Genomic DNA, 23,006 nt, shown 5'->3' with positions numbered 1-23,006 from the left:
AGGTCCCCTTCGTGTAGTACCCAGGTCGGATCTTCCGGTGCCACACCCCTGATTCCGGGGAGGTCGGCGAGTGAACGGCGCCCCCGCCCCGTACCGTCGAGACCATGACGCAGCGGGCACATATCGACACCGGGGGTCCCGAGCCGGACAGCACCGGGGCTCCCATTGATGCCGGAGCCGAACTGGACCCCGTACATCCGGCTCCGCCTCCCGGCAAAGCGGATAAAGGGTGTGGCGAAGCCTCGGATAAGGGTGGTGGCGGGCGACGGGCGGGCCTGACCACCGCGGAGGTGGCCGAGCGGGTCGCCCGCGGCGAGGTCAACGACGTTCCGGTACGCAGCAGTCGGTCCGCCGCCGATATCGTCCGCGCCAATGTCTTCACCCGGTTCAACCTGATCATCGGTGTCCTCTGGGTGATCATGATGTTCGTCGCGCCGTTCCAGGACACCGCGTTCGGCTACGTGATCCTCGCCAACACCGGCATCGGCATCATCCAGGAACTGCGCGCCAAGAAGACCCTCGACAACCTCGCGGTCATCGGTGAGGCCAAGCCCACCGTCCGCCGTGACGGCCGGGCGGCGGAGATCTCCACCTCCGAGATCGTGCTCGGGGATCTGATCGAGATCGGGCCCGGCGACAAGATCGTGGTCGACGGCACCTGTGCGGAGGCCGAGAGCCTGGAGATCGACGAGTCGCTGCTCACCGGCGAGGCCGACCCGGTCCTGAAGAAGCCGGGCGACATCGTGATGTCCGGCAGCTTCGTCGTCGCCGGCGGCGGCGCGTTCACCGCCACCAAGGTGGGCCGCGAGGCCTACGCGGCGCAGCTCGCCGAAGAGGCGTCCCGCTTCACGCTCGTCCACTCCGAGCTGCGCTCCGGCATCTCCACGATCCTCAAGTACGTGACGTGGCTGATGATCCCCACCTCCATCGGCCTGGTGATCTCCCAACTCGTCGTCAAGGACGACAACTTCAAGGAGTCCATCGCCTACACCGTCGGCGGCATCGTCCCGATGATCCCCGAAGGCCTGGTGCTGCTCACCTCCGTGGCCTTCGCCATCGGCGTGATCCGGCTCGGCCGGAAACAGTGCCTCGTGCAGGAGCTGCCCGCCATCGAGGGCCTGGCCCGGGTCGACACCGTCTGCCTCGACAAGACCGGCACCCTCACCGAGGGCGGCATGGACGTCACCGAGCTGCGGATGCTCAACGGCTCGGACGAGACCTACGTACGCAAGGTCCTCGGCGCGCTCGGTGAGTCCGACCCGCGGCCGAACGCCTCGCTGCAGGCCATCATCGACGCCTACCCGGACAGCGAGGAGTGGCGCTGCACCGAGTCCCTGCCGTTCTCCTCGGCCCGTAAGTACAGCGGCGCCAGCTTCAGCGAGGGCAACGGCGAGAGCTCGACCTGGCTGCTCGGCGCGCCCGATGTGCTGCTTCCCGACAGCGACCCCGCGCTCGACGACATCGAGGCGCTCAACCAGCAGGGCCTGCGGGTGCTGCTCCTGGCCCGCGCCGACAAGGAGCTGGACGACGCGGCGGTGGCGGACGGCGCGGCCGCCCAGGCCCTGGTCGTCCTGGAGCAGCGGCTTCGCCCCGACGCCGCCGACACCCTGCGCTACTTCGAAGAACAGGACGTCAAGGCCAAGGTCATCTCCGGGGACAACGCGGTCTCCGTCGGCGCCGTCGCCGGCAAGCTGAACCTGCCGGGCGCGGACCGCACCGTGGACGCCCGCACCCTGCCCGAGGACCAGGCCGAGATGGCCAAGGTCCTCGACGAGAACGCGGTGTTCGGCCGGGTCACCCCGCAGCAGAAGCGCGACATGGTCGGCGCCATGCAGTCCAAGGGCCACACCGTCGCGATGACCGGAGACGGCGTCAACGACGTCCTCGCCCTGAAGGACGCCGACATCGGCGTCTCCATGGGTTCGGGCTCGGAGGCCACCCGCGCGGTCGCCCAGATCGTGCTGCTCAACAACAGCTTCGCCACCCTGCCGTCCGTGGTCGCCGAGGGCCGTCGTGTCATCGGCAACATCACCCGGGTCGCGACGCTCTTCCTGGTCAAGACCGTCTACTCGGTGCTGATCGCGCTGCTCGTCGTCTGCACACAGGTGGAATACCTGTTCCTGCCCCGGCACTTGACGCTCCTGTCGACCCTGACGATCGGCGTACCGGCCTTCTTCCTGGCCCTCGCCCCCAACAAGGAACGCGCCAAACCGCACTTCGTACGACGCGTCATGCGCTACGCCATCCCGGGCGGCGCGGTCGCGGCCGTGGCGACCTTCTCCACCTATCTGCTCGCCCGTGCCCACTACTCGGGCGCGGGGGCGCGCGAGGCCGAGACCAGCGCGGCGACGCTCACCCTGTTCCTCATCGCCATGTGGGTCCTGGCGATCATCGCCCGCCCCTACACGTGGTGGCGGATCTGTCTGATCGGCGCGATGGGCGCGGGCTTCCTGCTGGTCATGGTCGTGCCGTGGCTGCAGGACTTCTTCAAGCTGAAGCTGGTCGGCACCACCATGCCGTGGTCGGCGGTGGCCATCGCGGTGGCAGCGGCGGCGCTGATCGAGTTCGTGTTCCGGTGGGTGGACCGGAAGTTCCCGGCGTAGAACCCGCGTGCAGCCTGCGTACAGCCCGCGTGGAACCCGGCGCAGGACCCGGCGTGGCCCCGTCACAGGGGCCACGCCGTCGTCGTCCGCGCAAGTCGCACACACGCACAGCGGGTCACGGTGGGCCTCCCTCCAGGTGGGGTACGCGGAAGGCCCGGCCCCACACCGGGTACCTTCGGGCGGCAGCCCACCCCGACGAGGAGGACCACCGTGAGCAGATTCGTCCGGCCCGCGCCTGAAGGAGCCGACCCCTTCGGCACCGGGGGCCTGCGACGGTCCGTGCTCGACGCGTGGGGCGCCGCACCCGCCCGCTTCCGTGAGGACGCCAACTCCGAAGAGGACCTCGCGCTCGGCGGCTACCGCGACCGCCTCGTCGTCGAGCTGGCCCAGAACGCCGCCGACGCCGCGGCCCGCGCCCGGGTCCCCGGCCGGCTCCGGCTCACCCTGCGCGACGGTGTCCTGGCCGCCGCCAACACCGGCGCCGCCCTCGACACGGCCGGCGTCGAATCCCTCAGCACCCTGCGCGCCTCCGCCAAGCGGGACGCCGACGAGTCCACCGTCGGACGGTTCGGCGTGGGCTTCGCGGCCGTGCTCGCCGTCACCGACGAACCCGCCGTGATCGGCCGCGGCGGCGGTGTGCGCTGGTCACTCGCCGAGGCCAGGGAGCTCGCCCAGGAGACCGCCGCCGCGCATAGCCCGGAGCTCGGTGACGAACTGCGCCGCCGCGACGGTCACGTACCGCTGCTTCGGCTGCCGTTCGCCGCCGAGGGCAGCGCACCCGACACCTACGACACCGTCGTCGTCCTGCCGCTGCGCGACCCGGCCGCAGAGGCCCTCGCCGAGCGGCTCCTCGACGGCGTCGACGACGCGCTCCTGCTCGCGCTGCCCGGTCTCACGGAAGTCGTCGTCGAGACCGCCGAGGGGACGCGGACCCTGACCCGCGACCACGACGGCCCGTACGCCCGGATCGAGGACACCGCGCACGGCACCACCCGCTGGCGCACGATCGAGCGCAACGGCCGCCTGGAGCGCGACCTCCTCGACGGCCGCCCCGTGGAAGAGCGGCTGCGCCCGCACTGGTCGGTCACCTGGGCCGTGCCCGTCGACGCCGACGGCGCCCCGCAGCGCCCCCGCACCGCTCCCGTCGTGCACGCGCCGACTCCCAGCGACGAACCCCTCGGCGTACCGGCGCTGCTGATCGCCTCGTTCCCGCTGGACGCGACCCGCCGGCATACCGCCCCCGGGCCGCTCACCGACTTCCTGGTGCGGCGCGCGGCCGAGGCGTACACCGAACTCCTCGCCGAATGGCGCCCGGTGTCGACCGGCACGATCGACCTGGTGCCCGGCCCGCTCGGCACGGCCGCGCTCGACGGGGCGCTGCGCGCGGCGGTCCTGGAGCGGCTGCCGCGCACGGCGTTCCTGGCGCCCGCGGTGGCGGCGGGGGCGGCATCCTCCGAGGGAGCTTCCGGGTACGCCGACGGAAGTGCTGCCGACGAGGACACTTCTGAGTACGCGGACGAGGGGGCCCGTGCTGACGACGAGGGGCGGCCCGTGGCGCTTCGGCCCTTCGAGGCCGAGGTCGTCGAAGGCGCGGGCGCGGACACGGTCCGGGTGCTCGCCGAGGTCCTGCCGACCCTGCTGCCCGCCGGGCTCGAACGCCGTGCGGAGCTGCGTACGCTCGGTGTGGCCCGGGTCCCGCTGCAGGACGCCGTCGACCGGCTCGCGGGTCTGGAGCGCGCGCCCGGCTGGTGGCGGCGGCTCTACGACTCGCTGGCCGGGGTCGACCCGGACCGGCTCTCCGGGCTCCCCGTTCCGCTGGCCGACGGCCGTACGACGATCGGGCCCCGCCATATCCTCCTGCCCGGGTCCGACACCCCCGAGGGTCTTGCCCGTCTCGGCCTGAAGGTCGCGCACCCCGACGCCACGCACCCGCTGTTGGAGAAGCTCGGCGCGCTGCCCGCCACGCCGCGCGCGGTCCTCACCACCCCGCAGGTGCGGGCCGCCGTCGCCGCATCGCTCGACGACGACATCTGGGACGAAGAAGCCCTGGACGCCGAGGAGTTGGCGGACATCGTGCTCGCCCTGGTGCGGGACGCGGAGCTTCAGCCGGGCGACGAACCGTGGCTCGGCGCGCTCGCGCTGCCCGACGAGGAGGGTGAACCGGCCCCTGCGGGCGAGCTCGTCCTGCCCGGCAGCCCCTTCGCCTCGGTCATGCGGGAAGGTGAACTCGCCCATGTGGACGCGGACTTGGCGGCCAGCTGGGGTGAGCAGCCCCTGACCGCCTGCGGGGTCCTCGCCAACTTCGCGCTGGTGCGCGCCACGGATGTGGTCCTCGACCCGGACGAACTCGAGCCCCGCGAGGGGGACTTCGCCGAACCCGACGACGCGGGTCTGCTCGATGTCGTCGACGTGTGGTGCGAGGACGTACTCGACCGGCTGCCGGACACTCCGCTGCCGCCCGTCGCCACGGAGATCGTCGCCGTGCGCGACCTCGACCTGGTCGATGACGACCGCTGGCCCCAGGCCCTCGCCCTCCTCGCCGAACCCCCGCTGCGGGACGCCCTGACCCAGCCCGTACGGGTCCTGCTGCCCGACGGCACGACGGAGTCCGTACGCCCCTACACGGCCTGGTGGCTGCGCGGCCATCCGGTACTCGACGGCCGCCGCCCCGCGGGGCTGCGCGCGGCCGGTGGCGACCCGCTGCTGTCCGGGCTTTACGAGGAGGCGGACGCGAGCGGGTTCGAGGACGAGCAGGTGCTGCGGGCGCTCGGGGTGCGCACCACGGTGGCCGCGCTGCTCGACGAGCCCGGTGGTGCGGCGGAGCTCCTGTCCCGCCTCGCGGACCCCGACCGCCCGGTGTCGGCCCCTCAACTCCACGCCCTGTACGGCGCGTTGGCGGACCTGGACCCCGAGGCGGTGACACTGCCCGATGAGCTGCGGGCCGTGGCCGACGGTGAGGTCACGGTGGTGGACGCGGGTGTCGCGCTGATCGCGGACGCCCCGGATCTGCTGCCCCTGGCGGCGGGCCGCCCCCTGCTCCCGGTCGCTCCGAAGCGGGCCGCGGATCTCGCGGAGCTCTTCCAAGTACGGCGCCTCAGCGAGACGGTGCGGGCGGAGGTGACGGAGCCGGGTGTCGAGCACCCGGTGCCGTCCTCGGTACGCGCACTCCTGGGCGCCGCCACGCCGGCCACGTACCGCGAACACGAGGCGCTCCTCGTCGACGGCACGGAACTCGACTGGCGTCGCACGCCGGACGGCATGGTCCACGCGGCGACCCTGGAGGGCGTCGCCGCCGGCCTCGCCTGGGCAGCGGGCCAGTGGCCCCGCCGGTTCGAGGTGGCGGCCCTCCTGGAGGACCCTTCGCGGACGGGGGAGTTGGCGCGGGACCGCTGGTTCGACTGACCAGCCCTTACCGGCGGCCGTCCCGTCCCGTCACCTTGCAGGATGGGCACGGTGGGCGGTCCTGGGCGCCCTGCGCCTGGGGGTGCCGTGGTGGCCCTGCGTCTTCACGCGAGGGCGGGCGGTTGCGGCACCCGCCCTCGCAGACCGAGGGCAAACGCCTCGGAGTACGGAGTTCGGCGTACGGCGTAGGGTTGCGTGCCCGCACTTCCCCGCCCACCCGCCCCCACCCACGAGGTGGGCACCGCGCTTGGCGGCGCACCGCTCGATGCTTCGGCTACCCGCCCCACCCTCACTCGGGCGTGAACTCGTACTGCAGCTCGTAGAGGTGGCCCGCCTTGGCCATGACCGTGGCCTCGATGGGCCGGTCGTCGGTGCTGTAGACGACGCGGAGCGTGCGCAGGACCGGAACGTTTCCGGGCAGACGCAGGGCGCGGTACTGCTCTTGGGTGGGAATCCTCGCCGAGACGCGGTCCACGCTCAGCCGGGGCGGGTGACCGAGATCGGCGAGGAGTACCGGCGTACCGCCCTTGATCTTGCGGCGGTGCGAAATCGCTGTGCCCCGCGCGATCTCCAACGGGTAGTAGGACTCGACCAGTTCGACCGGTTCCTCGTCGATGGTGAGGATCTGCCGGCGCAGAAGCGCCATGCCGCCGTCAGGGAGGCCGAGTGCCTTGCGTACGTCGGCCGGAGGGTGAGCTTGCGCCACGTCAAGCAGCTCGCTGCGGGCGTGCGTACCGAATTTGACCGCTTCGGTGAGCCAACGGTGGGGGGCTCCTGCCGGAGCGGGCGCCATGTAGGAAGCCGGACGCATGGTGCGCTGTCGATGCTCGCGTACCGTCACCGCCGCACCCGCTCGGCCGATCACCAGGCCTTCGTCCTTGAGGAGTTGCAGGGCCCTCTGCACCGTCGCATTGGAGGCGTCGAAGCGTTCCTTCAACTCAACGGTCGAGGGGAGCTTCGCACCCGGTGCGAGGTTGCCGTTCATGATGTCGTCGCGCAGGTCGGCGGCGATGCGCTCATGAAGCGAGCGACGGTCGGCGGAGTCCGGTTCGGCCTTGGGCACGGTCATCCGATCCTGATCTCGTAGCGCAGTTGCTGCCGCCCGGCGGGCATGGTCATACGGTCGGCCTGGATGGGGCGGGCGTCCTTGTCGAGGGTGAGGCGAGTCAGGTACAGGACGGGTTCGTCCGGGGCGATCCGCAAGGTCTCCCGCTCCTCAAGGGTGGGCATCGCGGCTCGTACGTCCTCTTGTACGAGTGTGCCTGTGTGCCCGAGCTGGGCGAGGTACGTGATGGCACCTCCCGGGATCTTTGCTGTGCCGGAGAGCCGGGTTCCGCCAGCAATGCTCAACGGGTAGTAGGTGTCCGTCAGTTCGACCGGTTCTTCGTCGAGCAGGATCAGGCGGCGGCGTACGACGACCGGTTCGCCTTCGGCGAGCCCGAAGAGTCCGGCCACTTCGGTGGGTGCGGGCACCTCCCCGGCGTGGACGATTCGCTGGCTGCCCTTGCGGCCCTTGGACGCCGCCTCGGCCTGCCAGACATCACCCTGCCCCTGATGCGGTGTCAGATAGGGCATGGAGGTGCTGACCCACCTGCCGGTACTCATGATGTCCTCCCGCGCGGCCGAAGTGCCCTGGCGACCTTGCCGCTTTACACAGTAGGTGACGTGCTGTCGTTCGGACCCCTTTCTAACCTTGCTGCTTTATGTGAATAGCGGTACTGTGCGGCGGGAGTCACGCAGGGTGCCCAATGATTTACGATCCGCGATCGTGGCCTCTGCTGTCCCCCTCTGGAGGGTCCATGTCGGGACGTGCCTGCAGTCGTCGCTTCCGTATGCGCAGGACCTCGGTGTCCGCGTCCCGGAGGCATGTCGAAACCACCCTCGACGGGTGGGGGTTGGGTGGACTTGCCGAGCCTGCCGCCCTGGTCGTCAGTGAGCTGGCCACAGATGCGGTCGTCCACGCGACGGGCGTCGCGGAGTTCTTCGAGCTCACCCTCAGTTGTCGCGATGGCGTACTCGTCGTGGAGGTGTCCGACTCCTGCCGATGGCGGATGCCGGAGCTGGGCAAGCCCGGCCCGGACGATCTCTCCGGCCGTGGGCTGCTGATCGTGGACGCACTGGCGCAGGCGTGGGGCGTACGGCCTCGCGACGCGGGCAAGACGGTCTGGGTGCACCTGGCCGAGTCGGAGGACGCCGAACGGGGTGGCTGATGGCCCGGGTGAAGTCTCGGTGCGGCTCGGGCTCACTCTGCGGGCTCCGGCTGCACACGGTCAGGGGCTCGATGCCGCAGGCAGCAGTCGGTCAGGCGAAGGGGGCGGCGGGAGGCGCGGCGTGGCGCTTCGCTGCCATTGCGTGAACCGGGATGCGCAAGCTGCACCCCGTCACCCCAGCCGAAATATCCAAGCACGCTTGCTTGTTTCTGGCGCCGCTGCCATGCTCCCCTCACATGACATCCCGTGAGGGGAGCGCGCCGTGTCCGATCCCGTGCCCGTGCTCGATGACTTGCGTGACGAGGGCGAGGAACTCGACCTGCTCGTCAGGGAGTTGAGCGACGAACAGTGGGCGGTGAGTACGCCCGCGCCGGGGTGGAGCGTTGCCCATCAGATCGCTCATCTCGCCTGGACCGATGCCGCCGCCCTGCTCGCGGCCACCGATCCGGAGGGATTCGCGCGCGAGGTCGAGAAGGCGCTCGCCGCGCCGGAGTCCTTTGTCGACGACGGGGCCGAGGAGGGGGCTGGGCTTGCGCCCGCCGAGCTGCTCGCCCAATGGCGGGGCGGGCGCGAGGAGTTGCAGAAGGCGCTGCGGGCTCTGCCGGACGGGACGCGGCTGCCCTGGTACGGGCCGCCGATGAGCGTCACCTCGATGGCGACCGCCCGGCTGATGGAGACCTGGGCTCACGGGCAGGACGTCGCCGACGCCCTCGGGGTGACCCGGGCGCCCACCGACCGCATCCGGCACGTCGTACATCTCGGCGTGCGGACCAGGGACTTCTCCTTCGGGGTGTGGTCCCTGGAGCCGCCGAGTGAGGCCTTCAGGATCGAACTCCGGGCACCGGAAGGCGACTTGTGGGTGTACGGGCCCGAGGGTGCCGCGCAACGCGTCATGGGGTCCGCGTACGACTTCTGTGTGCTCGTCACCCAGCGCGGCCACCGTGACGATCTCGACCTGCGTGCCGAAGGCGCCGACGCCGACCGCTGGCTCGATATCGCCCAGGCCTTCGCGGGGCCGCCTGGGCCGGGCCGGCAGCCCATGAAGGGGACCAGGAAGGGCGGCCGGGAGTGACGCGCGCGCTGCGGATAGGCAACGCCTCCGGGTTCTACGGCGACCGCTTCGACGCGCTGCGCGAGATGCTCACGGGCGGCGAACTCGATGTCCTCACCGGTGACTATCTCGCCGAGCTGACCATGCTCATCCTGGGCCGTGACCGGCTGCGCGACCCGAAGCTCGGCTACGCCAAGACCTTTCTGCGGCAGCTGGAGGAGGGCCTCGGGCTCGCCAAGGAGCGTGGCGTGCGGATCGTCGTCAACGCCGGGGGGCTCAATCCGGCCGGACTTGCCGCCGCCGTAAGGGAGTTGAGTGAGCGTGTCGGCGTGTCCGTCCGCGTCGCGCACGTCGAAGGGGACGACCTGCTGGGGCGGGGGGACTGGGGCGAGGGTGTGCTCACCGCCAACGCCTACCTCGGCGGCGGAGGCATCGCCGCCTGCCTGCGGGCCGGGGCCGACATCGTCGTCACCGGGCGCGTGACCGACGCCGCACTCGTCACCGGGCCCGCCGCCTGGTGGTTCGACTGGGGGCCCGAGGAGTACGACGCCCTCGCGGGAGCCGTCGTCGCCGGGCATGTCCTGGAGTGCGGTACGCAGGCCACCGGCGGCAATTACTCGTTCTTCACGGACTTCATGGACCTCAGGGGCTTCACGGGACATGCAGGAGGTGCGGGACGTGCAGGGCATGACATGCGCCGCCCCGGCTTCCCGCTCGCCGAGATATCCGCCGACGGCACCTGTGTCATCACCAAGCACGAAGGGACCGGCGGGGCCGTCGACACCGGCACCGTCACCGCCCAGCTCCTCTACGAGACCGGGCCCGCCCGCTACGCGGGACCCGACGTCACCGCCCGGCTCGACACCGTGAGCCTGCGGCAGGACGGACCCGACCGGGTGCGGATCGAAGGGGCGCGCGGGGAGGCCCCGCCGCCCACGCTCAAAGTGGGACTCAACCGACTCGGCGGCTTCCGTAACGAAGTCGTCTTCGTGCTCACCGGCCTCGATGTCGAGGAGAAAGCGGCTCTTGTGAAGAGCCAGGTCGAGGAGGCCTTCGGGCGTTCCAAGTCCCGGCCCCAAGAGATGACTTGGGAACTCGCCCGCACCGACAAGCCCGACGCCGCCACCGAGGAGACCGCGAGCGCACTGCTGCGGCTCGTCGTCAGGGACCCCGACGCCGACGCCGTCGGGCGGGTGGTCAGCGGCGCCGCCATCGAGCTGGCCCTCGGCAGCTACCCGGGCTTCCACGTCACCGCGCCGCCCGGCAAGGGCGCGCCCTACGGCGTCTTCCGGGCCGAGTACACCGCGCAGGGCGACGTACCGCATGTGGCCGTGCTGCCGGACGGGGCGAGGGAGAGCGTTGCGCCGCCCGCGACGACGCGAACGCTCGCGGACGTGCCGGAGCCGCAGGCGCCCGAGCCGCTGCCGCCGGGGCCCGCACGGCTCGCGCCCCTCGGCAGGGTCGCCGGGGCCCGCAGCGGCGACAAGGGCGGGGACGCCAACGTCGGCGTATGGGTGCGGTCCGACGACGCCTGGCGGTGGCTGTGCCATGAGCTGACTGTCGAGCGCTTCCGTGAACTCCTGCCTGAGGCGAGGGAATTGACGGTCAGTCGGCACGTACTGCCGAATCTGCGTGCCCTGAACTTCGTCGTCGAAGGGCTGCTCGGCGACGGCGTGGCCGCGCAGGCACGGTTCGATCCGCAGGCCAAGGGCCTGGGGGAGTGGCTGCGCTCCCGCCACCTGAACATTCCGGAGGTACTGCTGTGACGGCCGCTGGCCATGTATCGGAGGTACTGCTGTGACGGTCCTGCCGTCCTCGCTCGATCCCGCGGATCCCGACTACGCCACCCACCGCGCCGCCATGCTCGACAAGCTCACCGAGCTGGAGACCGAGCACGGCAAGGCGCTCGCCGGGGGCGGTGAGAAGTATGTCGAACGGCACAAGAAGCGGGGCAAGTTGCTGGCCCGGGAGCGGATCGAGCTGCTCATCGACCCGGACACCCCCTTCCTCGAACTGTCGCCGCTCGCCGCCTGGGGCAGCGACTATCACGTGGGCGCCGCCATGGTCTGCGGTATCGGCACCGTGTCCGGCGTGGAGTGTCTGATCACGGCCAACGACCCGACCGTACGCGGCGGAGCGAGCAACCCGTGGACGCTGAAGAAGGCCTTCAGGGCGCATGAGATCGGGCATGCCAACCGGCTGCCCTCGATTCATCTCGTGGAGTCGGGCGGCGCCGATCTGCCGTCGCAGAAGGAGATCTTCATCCCCGGGGGTGCGCTGTTCAAGCACCTCACCCAGTCGTCGGCGGCCGGGATACCCACGGTCGCCGTGGTCTTCGGCAACTCCACGGCCGGAGGCGCGTACGTCCCCGGTATGTGCGACCACGTGATCATGGTGAAGGAGCGGGCGAAGGTCTTTCTCGGCGGGCCGCCGCTGGTGAAGATGGCCACCGGCGAGGAGAGCGACGACGAGTCGCTCGGCGGCGCCGAGATGCACGCCCGCACCTCGGGCCTCGCCGACTACCTCGCCGCCGACGAACCCGACGCCCTGCACCAGGCCCGCCGTGTCGTCGCCCGCCTCAACTGGCGCAAGACGCACACCGATCCGGACCCCGTCTCCGTCCAGCCGCCCAAGTACGACCCGGACGAACTGCTCGGCATCGTGCCGGGCGACCTGAAGGTCCCCTTCGATCCGCGCGAGGTCATCGCCCGGATCGTCGACGGCTCCGACTTCGACGAGTTCAAGCCGCTGTACGGGAGCAGCCTCGCCACCGGGTGGGCGGCGCTGCACGGCTATCCGGTCGGCATCCTCGCCAACGCCCAGGGGGTGCTGTTCAGCGAGGAGTCGCAGAAGGCCGCACAGTTCATCCAGCTTGCCAACCAGCGCGACATCCCCCTGCTCTTCCTCCACAACACGACCGGATACATGGTCGGCAAGGAGTACGAGCAGGGCGGCATCATCAAGCACGGCGCGATGATGATCAACGCGGTCAGCAACAGCAAGGTGCCGCACCTCTCCGTCCTCATGGGGGCGTCGTACGGCGCCGGGCACTACGGCATGTGCGGGCGCGCCTACGACCCGCGCTTCCTGTTCGCCTGGCCCAGCGCCAAGTCGGCGGTGATGGGGCCGCAGCAGCTCGCCGGGGTCCTCTCCATCGTCGCCCGGCAGTCCGCCGCCGCGAAGGGCAAGCCCTACGACGACGAGGCCGACGCCGCGCTGCGCGCCATGGTGGAGCAGCAGATCGAGTCCGAGTCCCTGCCGATGTTCCTGTCCGGGCGGCTCTACGACGACGGGGTGATCGACCCGCGCGACACCCGGACCGTGCTCGGCCTGTGCCTGTCCGCGATCCACACGGCGCCCGTGGAGGGCGCGCGCGGTGGGTTCGGCGTCTTCCGGATGTGAGGAACTCACCGTGATCACTTGCCTGTTGGTGGCCAACCGTGGCGAAATCGCCTGCCGGATCTTCCGTACCTGCCGCGATCTGGGCATCCGTACCGTCGCCGTGTACTCGGACGCCGACGCGGACGCGCTGCACGTACGCGAGGCCGATGCCGCCGTACGTCTGCCGGGGGCGGCGCCCGGCGAGACCTATCTGCGCGGGGACCTCGTGGTGAAGGCCGCGCAGGCGGCCGGCGCCGACGCCGTGCACCCCGGCTACGGCTTCCTCTCCGAGAACGCCGACTTCGCGCGCGCCGTCACCGACGCGGGCCTGCGCTGGATCGGCCCGCCGCCCGAGGCGATCGAGGCGATGGCGTCCAAGACCCGCGCCAAGGAGCTGATGGGCATCGCGCCCCTGGCCGCGGACCGGGTCACCGAGGACGATCTGCCGGTGCTCGTGAAGGCGGCGTCGGGCGGCGGCGGCCGCGGTATGCGTGTCGTACGTGAACTCAGCCTGTTGCGAGGGGCGTTGGAGGCCGCCCGTGCCGAGGCGGCCAGTGCCTTCGGGGACGGTGAGGTCTTCGTCGAGCCGTATGTCGAGGGCGGACGCCATGTCGAGGTGCAGATACTCGCCGACGCGCACGGCACCGTATGGCCGCTCGGCACCCGCGACTGCTCCCTCCAGCGCCGCCACCAGAAAGTCATCGAGGAGGCACCGGCGCCCGGCCTCGGCCCCGAACTGACCTCTTCACTGCATGAGTTGGCGGTACGGGCCGCACGCGCGACCGGGTACGTCGGCGCGGGCACCGTCGAGTTCCTCGTCGCGGACGGTGCGCAGGAGCCCCTGTTCCTGGAGATGAACACCCGCCTCCAAGTGGAACACCCCGTGACGGAAGCCGTGTTCGGGGTCGACCTGGTGGCGCTGCAGATCCAGGTGGCGGAGGGCGCCGCCCTCGAAGACGGGCCGCCGACGCCGCGCGGGCACGCGGTGGAGGCCCGCCTCTACGCCGAGGACCCGGCCGCCGGCTGGGCCCCGCAGACCGGCGCCCTGCACCGCCTTGCCGTGCCGGGCGTCCGGCTCGACACCGGGTACACCGACGGCGACACCATCGGCGTGCACTACGACGCGATGCTGGCCAAGGCCGTCGCGTACGCACCCACACGCGCCGAAGCGGTGCGCAAGCTCGCCGGAGCCCTGGAGCGGGCCGAGGTGCACGGACCGGTCACCAACCGTGAGCTGCTCGTACGCTCACTGCGGCACCCGGAGTTCACCTCCGCCCGGATGGACACCGGCTTCTACGAACGGCATCTGGCGGACCTCACCGAACCCGCGCCCGACCCGTACGCGCCCCTCGCCGCCGCGCTCGCCGACGCCCACGGCCGCTCCCGGTTCGGCGGCTTCCGCAATCTGCCCTCGCAGCCGCAGGTCAAGCGGTACCGCACCGAGCCGGACGGCACCGAGCACGAGGTGCGCTACCGGCACACCCGCACCGGATACAGCGCCGAGGGCGTCCGGGTCGTACGGGTCGCGGCCGATGCCGTCGTACTCGAAGTGGGCGGCGTACAGCGGGAGTTCACCGTTCGTGCGTACGGAGCAGGGGACCGCGAAGGCCATCGCGTGTACGTCGGCGGCACCGCGCTCACCGCCCTGCCCCGCTTCCCCGACCCCACCGCACACCGGGAGCCGGGCTCCCTGCTCGCACCCATGCCCGGCACGGTCGTCCGGGTCGCCGAGGGGATCGCCGAAGGCGTCGCCGTACGCGCCGGAACCCCGCTGCTCTGGCTGGAGGCCATGAAGATGGAGCACCGCGTCACCGCTCCGGTCTCCGGCACCCTCACCGCACTCCACGCCGCCCCCGGCCGCCAGGTCGAGGTCGGCGCGCTGCTCGCCGTCGTACAGGAGACCCAGGAGGACACCCCGTGAGCCCTGTCATCGAGACCGAAGAGCACCAGGCCCTGCGCGCCGCCGTCGCGGCCCTCGGCAACCGTTACGGACGCGACTACATGACCAAGGTCGTACGCGGTGACGCCCACCCCGACGAACTGTGGGCGGAGGCCGCCAAGCTCGGCTACCTGGGCGTGAACCTGCCGGAGGAGTACGGCGGCGGAGGCGGCGGCATAGCCGAACTCGCCATCGTCCTGGAGGAGTTGGGTGCCGCGGGCTGTCCGCTCCTCATGATGGTCGTATCGCCCGCCATCTGCGGCACCGTCATCGCGCGCTTCGGCACCGAGGAGCAGAAGCGGCAGTGGCTGCCAGGCCTCGCCGACGGCAGCCTCACCATGGCGTTCGGCATCACGGAACCCGACGCGGGCTCCAACTCGCACCGCATCACGACGACGGCCCGCCGCGACCCCGAGACCGGCGGCTGGTTCCTGACCGGCCGCAAGGTGTTCATCTCCGGCGTCGACATCGCCGACGCCACCCTGATCGTCGGCCGCACCGAGGACGCGAAGTCCGGCCGCCTCAAGCCCTGCCTCTTCATCGTCCCGCGCGACGCGGAGGGCTTCCAGCGGAACCGTATCGACATGGAACTCCAGGCCCCGGAGAAGCAGTTCGAGCTGGTCCTCGACGACGTACGGCTGCCCGCGGACGCGCTCGTCGGGGACGAGGACGCGGGTCTGCTCCAGCTGTTCGCCGGGCTCAACCCCGAGCGCATCATGACGGCGGCGTTCGCGGTCGGCATGGGGCGCTACGCGCTCGGCCGCGCGGTGTCGTACGCGAAGGAGCGCAGCGTCTGGAAGGCCCCCATCGGCGCCCACCAGGCCATCGCCCACCCGCTCGCGCAGGCCCATATCGACCTGGAACTGGCCCGGTTGATGATGCAGAAGGCGGCCTACCTGTACGACGCGGGGGATGACGTGGCGGCCGGGGAAGCGGCGAACATGGCGAAGTTCGCGGCGGGCGACGCGTGCGTGAAGGCCGTGGACCAGTCGGTCCACACCCTTGGGGGCAACGGGCTGACGCGCGAGTACGGCCTGGCTTCGCTGATCACGGCGTCGAGGGTGGCCCGGATCGCTCCGGTGAGCCGCGACATGATCCTGAACTATGTGTCCCACCAGACGCTCGGGCTGCCGAAGTCCTACTGATGCGCCGCCAGGCCCCGTGTCCTCAATCGCCGGACGGGCTCAAAATTGAGCCCGTCCGGCGATTGAGGACAGCCGTCCGCTCAGGACTTCCGGGAAGGGGCGGGGTAGGGGAAGAATCCATCCACCCAGCGGCAGCCGGAGTACACCTTCCCAGGAGGGCAGACCCATGGTCTTGCGCAGCGAGTACGCCGACGTACAGCCCTTGAACGAGGCCATCCACGACGTGGTCCTGGGGCACGCCGGGAACTACGGCGACACCCCCGCCCTCATCGACGGAGTCACCGGCACCACCCTCACGTACGCCCAACTCGACACCGGCCACCGCCGCATCGCCGCCGCCCTCGCGGAGGCCGGTCTGCGCAAGGGCGACGTCCTCGCCCTGCACAGCCCCAACACCATCGTGTTCCCCGCGGTGTTCTACGCCGCGACCCGCGCCGGCGCCGCCGTGACGACCGTGCACCCGCTGGCCACCCCCGAGGAGCTCGCCAAGCAGCTGCGCGACTCGGGGGCGAGCTGGATCGTCACCGTGTCACCGCTCCTGGACACCGCACGGCAGGCGGCCGAACTGGTCGGCGGGATAAGGGAGATATTCGTCTGCGACCAGGCCGAAGGGCACCGGTCCGTCCTCGATCTGACCACCTCCACCGCCCCCGAGCCGCAGATCGCCATCGACCCCGGTGAGGACCTCGCCGCGCTGCCGTACTCCTCGGGCACCACCGGCATCCCCAAAGGCGTGATGCTGACGCATCGCTCCATCGCCACCAACCTGGCGCAGCTGCACCCGGTGATGCCGCTCGGGCCCGGTGAACGGGTCCTCGCGGTGCTGCCGTTCTTCCATATCTACGGCCTCACCGCGCTGGTCAACGCCCCACTGCGGAACGGCGCCACCGTCGTCGTCCTGCCCCGCTTCGAACTCGACACGTTCCTGGGCGCCATCGAGAAGCACCGCATCACCGGCCTGTATGTCGCCCCGCCGATCGTCCTGGCCCTGGCCAAGCATCCGGCGGTCGACGGGTACGACCTGTCGTCGGTGCGGTTCGTGCTCAGCGCCGCCGCCCCGCTCGACGCGGACCTCGCGGACGCCTGCGCCCGGCGTCTCGGCCTGCCCGCGGTGATCCAGGGGTACGGCATGACGGAGCTGTCGCCGTGCACCCACCTCGTCCCGCTCGACGTGGACAATCCTCCGCCCGGCACCGTCGGCAAGCTGATCCCCGGCACCGAGATGCGGCTCGTGTCGCTCGACGACCCGGCCAAGGACGCGGGCCCGGGCGAGCGCGGTGAGATCGCCATCCGCGGGCCACAGGTCATGAAGGGCTATCTGGGGCTGCCCGAGGCCACCGCCGACATGATCGACACGGACGGCTGGCTGTACACCGGCGATATCGGCCAAGTCGACGACGAGGGCTGGCTGTTCGTCGTCGACCGGGTCAAGGAGCTCATCAAGTACAAGGGCTTCCAGGTCGCCCCGGCCGAGCTGGAGGCCCTGCTGCTCACCCACGAGGGCATCGCGGACGCCGCGGTCATCGGGGTGTACGACGAGGACGGCACCGAGGTGCCCAAGGCGTATGTGGTCGCGCAGCCGGGCGCCGGGCTCACCGGGGACGAGGTGATGGCCTATGTCGCCGAGCGCGTCGCCCCGTACAAGAAGGTCCGCCGGGTCGAGTTCACCGACGCCGTGCCGCGGGCACTGAGCGGAAAGATCCTGCGCAGGGAACTGCGCGACCGCGAAGGGAAACATGTATGACGCACCTGCGGGTGACGCACGACCACGGCATCACCACCCTCACCCTGGACGCCCCGGAGAACCGCAACGCGCTCTCGGCCGCGCTCGTCACCGCACTCGCCGGGGCTCTCGCGGACTGCGGCAAGGACCCGGACGTACGGGGGGTCGTCCTCGCCCACAGCGGCTCGACGTTCAGTGCGGGCGCCGACCTGAAGGAGCCGCCGAGCCCGTACTCGTTCGTGGCCCTGATGCGGCAGCTCGTCGAGCTGCCCAAGCCGGTGGTGGCGCGGGTGGCCGGGCATGTGCGGGCCGGCGGGCTCGGCCTGCTCGGCGCCTGCGATATCGCGCTCGCCACCAGGGAGTCGGACTTCGCCTTCACGGAGGTACGGATCGGGGTCGCCCCCGCCGTGATCTCGCTGCCGCTGCTGCCCCGCATGGAGCCGCGTGCGGCCGCCCGCTACTACCTGACAGGGGAGCGGTTCGACGCCGAGCGTGCGGCGGCCTGCGGGCTGCTCACGGAGGCCGTGGATGATCTCGACCAGGCGGTGGACGAGGTGACCGGTGCGCTGCGCAAGGCCTCTCCACAGGGCCTGGCCGAGGCGAAGCGCCTGGTCACGGCTACAGTCCTGGAGACCTTCGACCGTGACGCGGAGGATCTGGTGCAGCGTTCGGCCTCCCTGTTCGCCACCAAGGAAGCGCGCGAAGGCATGACCGCATTCTTCGAACGACGGGACCCCGCATGGGTGCTGTGACCCAGGCTCAGTCCGCTCAGGGCGGCCAGTCCGCTCAGTCCGCTCAGTCCGCTCAGGGCGGCCAGTCCGCTCAGGGCGAGCGCTACCCCAAGCAGGACCGCAGCCGTGCCACCCGGCAGCGGCTGCTCGAAGCTGCCGTCGCCTGTCTCGCCGAGCACGGCTGGACCGGTTCCACCGTCACCGTCGTCGCCGAGCGCGCGGGCGTCTCGCGCGGCGCCGCGCAGCATCACTTCCCGACCCGTGAGGACCTGTTCACGGCCGCGGTCGAGTACGTCGCCGAGGAGCGCTCGACCGCGCTGCGGGGACTCGCCGCCCAGGGCCGCCGGGCCGTCGTGGCCGCGCTCGTGGATCTCTACACCGGGCCGCTGTTCCGGGCCGCCCTGCACCTGTGGGTCGCCGCGTCCAACGAGGAGCAGCTGCACGCGCGCGTGACGGAGCTCGAGGCCCGCGTGGGGCGCGAGACACACCGGATGGCCGTCGAGCTTCTCGGCGCCGACGAGTCACGGCCCGGGGTGCGCGAGAGCGTGCAGGGCCTCCTCGACATGGCCCGCGGCCTGGGCCTCGCCAATCTGCTGACGGACGACCGGGGGCGGCGCGAGCGGGTGGTGGCGCAGTGGGCCGAGCTGCTCGACGAGGCGCTCGGCTGACTCGACGAGGCGCTCGGCTGAGTCGACGGGGCACGCTGTTGGGCTGACGAGGCACTCCGCTCGGCCGGGCCGACGGCGGCCGTTACGGAGCCAGACGTTCCACACGCCACTCGTCCGACCCGGTCGCCCGCACGTACCGCAGCCGGTCGTGCAGCCGGTTCTCCCGCCCCTGCCAGAACTCCACGCTCTGCGGCACCACCCGGAAACCGCCCCAGTGCGGCGGCACCGGCACCTGCTCGCCCTCCGGGTAGCGCGCTTCCAACTCGGCGTAGGAACGCTCGAGTTCATCGCGTGCGGAGATCGGCGACGACTGTGAGCTTGCCCACGCGCCGAGCTGTGAGCCATGCGGCCGGGTGCGGAAGTACGCCGCCGTCTCGTCCCGCCCGGTGCGCAACGCGGCACCGCCCACGATGACCTGACGGGCCATCGGATGCCAGGGGAAGAGCAGCGAGACATGGGCGTTCGCGGCGATGTCCTGTGCCTTGCGGGAGCCGTAGTTGGTGAAGAAGACAAAGCCCCGCTCGTCGTACCCCTTCAGGAGCACCGTGCGTGAGCTGGGCCGGCCTTCGGCGTCCGCGGTGGACACGACCATGGCGTTCGGCTCGTAGAGCGCACCCTGGCGCTCCGCGTACGCGGCCTCCTTGAACCAGCGCGCGAACTGCTCCATCGGGTCGGCGGCGATGGCCGTCACATCGATGCCGTCGGCGCGGTACTGACGGCGCATGGCCGCCGGGTCGAGTCCGTCGAGAGCGTCAAGGTCGCGATCGTTCACAGGGCTCATCTTGCCGCACTCGGCGGAGGGTTCATGCCCCTCCCGTGGCACTGAGTGCCGTCGGGACTCCCCAAAGGTGGCACTAAGAGATATCGTCCCCTGACACCCCCTGAGCCGGTTGGTGACCACAAGGCCGGGTGACCACAAGGCGTACGGGGAATCACCGCGATGACCGACCCGGACCGCGAGTCTTCGAGACGGACCGCGGAACCGGCTAGGCCCGACCACATCTGACCGTGACTGTCTGCCGCACCTGCACGTATCTGTACGTATCTGTACACATCAAGAGGAGCCGCCTGATGTCCGACTTCGTACCCGGACTCGAAGGAGTCGTCGCGTTCGAGACGGAGATCGCCGAACCCGACAAGGAAGGAGGCGCGCTCCGCTACCGCGGAGTGGACATCGAAGACCTGGTCGGACATGTCTCCTTCGGCAATGTGTGGGGCCTGCTCGTCGACGGCGCGTTCAACCCCGGTCTGCCGCCCGCGGAGCCGTTCCCGATCCCCGTGCACTCCGGCGACATCCGTGTCGATGTGCAGTCAGCGCTCTCCATGCTCGCCCCGGTGTGGGGTCTGAAGCCGCTGCTCGACATCGACGAGGCGACCGCCCGCGACGACCTGGCCCGTGCCGCCGTCATGGCCCTGTCCTTCGTCGCCCAGTCGGCGCGCGGCCAGGGTCTGCCGATGGTGCCGCAGCGTGAGATCGACAAGGCCTCGTCCGTCGTCGAGCGCTTTATGATCCGCTGGCGCGGCGAGCCGGACCCCAAGCACGTCAAGGCAGTTGACGCCTACTGGACCTCGGCCGCCGAGCACGGCATGAACGCCTCCACGTTCACCGCCCGGGTCATCGCCTCGACCGGCGCGGACGTCGCGGCGGCGCTCTCCGGGGCGGTCGGCGCGATGTCGGGTCCGCTGCACGGCGGCGCCCCGTCCCGTGTCCTCGGCATGATCGAGGAGATCGAGCGCACCGGCGACGCCAAGGCGTACGTCAAGCAGGCCCTCGACAAGGGCGAGCGCCTGATGGGCTTCGGGCACCGTGTCTACCGCGCCGAGGACCCGCGTGCCCGCGTTCTGCGCCGTACCGCCAAGGAGCTCGCCGCGCCGCGCTTCGAGGTCGCCGAGGCCCTGGAGACCGCCGCTCTGGAAGAGCTGCACGCCCGCCGCCCCGACCGGGTCCTCGCCACGAACGTGGAGTTCTGGGCCGCGATCGTCCTGGACTTCGCCGAGGTGCCCGCGCACATGTTCACCTCGATGTTCACCTGCGCCCGCACCGCGGGCTGGAGCGCGCACATCCTGGAGCAGAAGCGCACGAGCCGGCTCGTGCGGCCGTCCGCCCGCTATGTGGGGCCCGGCTTCCGCAACCCGCGGGCGATCGAGGGGTACGAGGACATCGGCGCCATCGAGCACTGAAGTCGCTTCGGCGCCATCGAGCACTGACGTCACTGCGACAAGGCGGCACGTCACGTACGCCGGCACACCGAGACCCCCGGAACGCAGACGATCCGCGGGCCATGGTTCCCGCCGCGTGAAGCGGCGGGAAGCCGGCCGGACTTACCGGCGGCCCGCGGATCGGGTGACTGCGTTGGATTGGCCGGCTGCGCGCTTCGCTCGCGCGCTGGTCCGGCACCGCAGGTGAGTGCGATGGGGGTTCCCCCTGCTCGAGCGAAGTCGAGAGCTAGGGGGAGGGCCGCTAGCCCGCAGTCACCTCTCCTGTCCGGTTTGCATACATCTGCCGAACCACCTCCTTTCCGAAGTGATCCCACCCTAGGAACCACCGCGGAGCCCCACAACCGAATTTTCGGGAAGCAACTTTTTCCGCGAACTCGGTGTGGGCTGCGTCACGTTCGAGTTCAATGATCCCGTGCAGTACATGCCGACAGGCGTACTCGTCCTGCAGGGGGTGGCCAGGTGAGTGCTTCCCGGCACAAGGGAACGACCGACTCCATGGGACCGGGCGACCACGACCCCGGACCCGACGACGGCACGGGGCGCGACGGCCCTGCCTCCGACGACCTTCTCGCCGCGCTTCTCGACGGCATGGACGCCGCCCTGTGCGCGTTCGACGCCGACGGGGTCGTCACACACTGGAACCGCGAGGCCGAGCGGATCCTCGGCTGGACCGCGGCCGAGGCCGTGGGGCGGCAGGGCTTCGCCGGCTGGGCGGTCAGAACCGCCGACGCCGCCGGGGTCGAGGAGCGGCTGCTCTCCGCGATGACCGCGCCGGGGCGCCAGGTGCACGAGTTCGCGCTGCTCACCAAGGACGGCGGCCGGGTCCTCGTGCGCACCCAGTCCGCGGCGGTGCGCGGCCCCGACGGCAAACCCGCGGGGGTCTACTGCGCGTTCAGCGAGGTCCACACACAGATCGACCTGGAACGGTCCATCGCCCTGAGCGAGGCCCTCTTCGAGGACGCCTCCTGGGGCGTGGTCCTGGTCGACGCCGACCTGCGGCCCGCCGTCGTCAACGCGCACGCGGCCCGCCTGTTGGGCACCGGGCGTACGACCCTGCTCGGCCGTCCGCTCGGGGAACTGCTCGGGCACGGCGTCGAGGAGCTGGAGAGCGCCTTCGCCCACGTACTGGCGGAAGGCGCGCCGCCCGCGCCCGCCGAGCTGTGGGTGTCGGTGCGCGGGGACGAGAGCCCGTCCGCCGACCAGCGGCGGTGCTGGCGCAGCGGCTTCCTGCGGCTCGCCTCGCCGCTCGCCGAGGAGCCGGTGCCGCTCGGAGTGGGCTGGCTGTTCCAGGACATCACCGAGGCCAAGCTCGCCGAGCAGGAGGCGGCACAGCTGCGCTTCCGCGGCAATCAGCTGCACCGTGCGGCGCGCGCCGCCGCCGAGTGCGAGTCCCCGATGGAGGCGGCCACGGTCCACCTGGACTTCGCGCTCGCCGGGTTCGCCGACCACGCCCTGATCGATGTCCTCGACCCGGCGGCGGCGCCCGAGACACCGCGCCTGGTGCGCGTCGCGGCCAGTCCCGCCGAGGCGCCGGGCCCCGTGGTCCAGATGGACAAGGCGGGCCTCCCGGTGCGGTACGCGGAAGGCCACCCGGCGCTCCAGTGCGCGGCCAGGACCGGCTCGGTGCGGGCCAGCGCGGGCGTGGCCTCCGCGACGGCGGCCGAGGAGTGGGCCACGACGAGGCGGTGGCCACGGGACGCGAACCACGCCCTGTGTGTGGTGCTGCGCAGCCGGGGCGTGACGCTCGGGGTGGTGACGTTCCTGCGGGGCGCGAGCAGAACGGCCTTCGAGCGCACGGACGCGGTGTACGCGGAAAGCGTGGCCACGCGCGTGGCGGCGGCTCTGGATCTGGCACAGGCGGTGACGGGCGGCTGATCAAGGAAGTTCGGTGTGACTTGTTCGTGCCCCGAAGGGGCGCGGGGAACTGCGCGAC

Annotated in this window: 16 protein-coding genes; 13 read left to right on the top strand and 3 right to left on the bottom strand. The window is 71.2% G+C overall.

Annotation, left to right across the window (positions count from 1 at the left end; genetic code table 11):
* Nucleotides 1-104: 104 nt before the first annotated feature.
* The gene (locus ACFQVC_RS19205; protein ID WP_381831691.1) at nt 105-2,603 is read left to right on the top strand and encodes an HAD-IC family P-type ATPase; all 2,499 of its coding nucleotides are present in this window, start codon (nt 105-107) and stop codon (nt 2,601-2,603) included.
* Between the two features lie 210 nt (nt 2,604-2,813).
* On the top strand, nt 2,814-6,005 hold the full coding sequence (locus ACFQVC_RS19200) for a sacsin N-terminal ATP-binding-like domain-containing protein (RefSeq protein WP_381831690.1): 3,192 nt from the start codon (nt 2,814-2,816) through the stop codon (nt 6,003-6,005).
* A 289-nt stretch (nt 6,006-6,294) separates the two neighbouring features.
* Here ACFQVC_RS19200 and ACFQVC_RS19195 read toward each other — a convergent pair whose 3' ends face one another.
* Together ACFQVC_RS19195 and ACFQVC_RS19190 are read right to left on the bottom strand one after the other, a co-directional pair.
* The gene (locus ACFQVC_RS19195) at nt 6,295-7,074 is read right to left on the bottom strand and encodes a GntR family transcriptional regulator (protein WP_381831689.1); all 780 of its coding nucleotides are present in this window, start codon (nt 7,072-7,074) and stop codon (nt 6,295-6,297) included.
* Nucleotides 7,071-7,610: a GntR family transcriptional regulator gene (locus ACFQVC_RS19190; RefSeq protein WP_381831688.1), complete on the bottom strand. Its 540-nt coding sequence runs from the start codon at nt 7,608-7,610 to the stop codon at nt 7,071-7,073. Before ACFQVC_RS19190 ends, ACFQVC_RS19195 begins: the two co-directional genes overlap by 4 nt.
* A 194-nt stretch (nt 7,611-7,804) precedes the next feature.
* Between ACFQVC_RS19190 and ACFQVC_RS19185 the strand changes: the two genes are divergently transcribed.
* From ACFQVC_RS19185 to ACFQVC_RS19145, 9 genes are all read left to right on the top strand, one after another.
* The gene (locus ACFQVC_RS19185) at nt 7,805-8,215 is read left to right on the top strand and encodes an ATP-binding protein (RefSeq protein ID WP_381831687.1); all 411 of its coding nucleotides are present in this window, start codon (nt 7,805-7,807) and stop codon (nt 8,213-8,215) included.
* A 262-nt stretch (nt 8,216-8,477) separates the two neighbouring features.
* Nucleotides 8,478-9,287: a TIGR03084 family metal-binding protein gene (locus tag ACFQVC_RS19180; protein ID WP_381831686.1), complete on the top strand. Its 810-nt coding sequence runs from the start codon at nt 8,478-8,480 to the stop codon at nt 9,285-9,287.
* Entirely contained in the window at nt 9,284-11,032 is a 1,749-nt protein-coding gene (locus ACFQVC_RS19175) for an acyclic terpene utilization AtuA family protein (protein ID WP_381831685.1), read from the top strand. The genes ACFQVC_RS19180 and ACFQVC_RS19175 overlap by 4 nt, the downstream gene beginning before the upstream one ends.
* A gap of 31 nt (nt 11,033-11,063) precedes the next feature.
* Nucleotides 11,064-12,668 (top strand): acyl-CoA carboxylase subunit beta, encoded by a 1,605-nt coding sequence (locus tag ACFQVC_RS19170; RefSeq protein WP_381831684.1) that lies wholly within the window; start codon nt 11,064-11,066, stop codon nt 12,666-12,668.
* Between the two features lie 10 nt (nt 12,669-12,678).
* The gene (locus ACFQVC_RS19165) at nt 12,679-14,568 is read left to right on the top strand and encodes an acetyl/propionyl/methylcrotonyl-CoA carboxylase subunit alpha (protein ID WP_381831683.1); all 1,890 of its coding nucleotides are present in this window, start codon (nt 12,679-12,681) and stop codon (nt 14,566-14,568) included.
* Nucleotides 14,565-15,731 carry an acyl-CoA dehydrogenase family protein gene (locus ACFQVC_RS19160; protein WP_381831682.1) on the top strand — a complete coding sequence of 389 codons (1,167 nt, stop codon included), beginning with the start codon at nt 14,565-14,567 and terminating at the stop codon, nt 15,729-15,731. Before ACFQVC_RS19165 ends, ACFQVC_RS19160 begins: the two co-directional genes overlap by 4 nt.
* 166 nt (nt 15,732-15,897) lie before the next feature.
* Nucleotides 15,898-17,475 carry a 4-coumarate--CoA ligase family protein gene (locus tag ACFQVC_RS19155; protein WP_381831681.1) on the top strand — a complete coding sequence of 526 codons (1,578 nt, stop codon included), beginning with the start codon at nt 15,898-15,900 and terminating at the stop codon, nt 17,473-17,475.
* Nucleotides 17,472-18,206, top strand: a complete 735-nt coding sequence (locus ACFQVC_RS19150; protein ID WP_381831680.1) for an enoyl-CoA hydratase family protein — start codon at nt 17,472-17,474, stop codon at nt 18,204-18,206. Before ACFQVC_RS19155 ends, ACFQVC_RS19150 begins: the two co-directional genes overlap by 4 nt.
* Complete coding sequence (locus tag ACFQVC_RS19145) at nt 18,194-18,853, top strand: TetR/AcrR family transcriptional regulator (RefSeq protein WP_381831679.1); 660 nt, start codon at nt 18,194-18,196, stop codon at nt 18,851-18,853. Before ACFQVC_RS19150 ends, ACFQVC_RS19145 begins: the two co-directional genes overlap by 13 nt.
* Nucleotides 18,854-18,935: 82 nt before the next feature.
* Here the strand turns inward: ACFQVC_RS19145 and pdxH are convergent, their stop codons facing one another.
* Nucleotides 18,936-19,634, bottom strand: a complete 699-nt coding sequence (gene pdxH / locus ACFQVC_RS19140) for a pyridoxamine 5'-phosphate oxidase (protein ID WP_381831678.1) — start codon at nt 19,632-19,634, stop codon at nt 18,936-18,938.
* 290 nt (nt 19,635-19,924) lie between these two features.
* Here pdxH and ACFQVC_RS19135 point away from each other — a divergent pair, with 290 nt between their 5' ends.
* Both ACFQVC_RS19135 and ACFQVC_RS19130 read left to right on the top strand, forming a co-directional pair.
* Nucleotides 19,925-21,034 (top strand): citrate synthase 2, encoded by a 1,110-nt coding sequence (locus tag ACFQVC_RS19135; RefSeq protein WP_381831677.1) that lies wholly within the window; start codon nt 19,925-19,927, stop codon nt 21,032-21,034.
* Between the two features lie 498 nt (nt 21,035-21,532).
* On the top strand, nt 21,533-22,948 hold the full coding sequence (locus ACFQVC_RS19130) for a PAS domain-containing protein (RefSeq protein WP_381831676.1): 1,416 nt from the start codon (nt 21,533-21,535) through the stop codon (nt 22,946-22,948).
* Nucleotides 22,949-23,006 lie beyond the last annotated feature (58 nt).

Source organism: Streptomyces monticola, assembly GCF_042665355.1.
Lineage (GTDB): Bacteria > Actinomycetota > Actinomycetes > Streptomycetales > Streptomycetaceae > Streptomyces > Streptomyces monticola.
The sequence above is the reverse complement of the archived record's forward strand: the minus strand, read 5'-3'. Positions and strand labels throughout refer to the sequence as shown.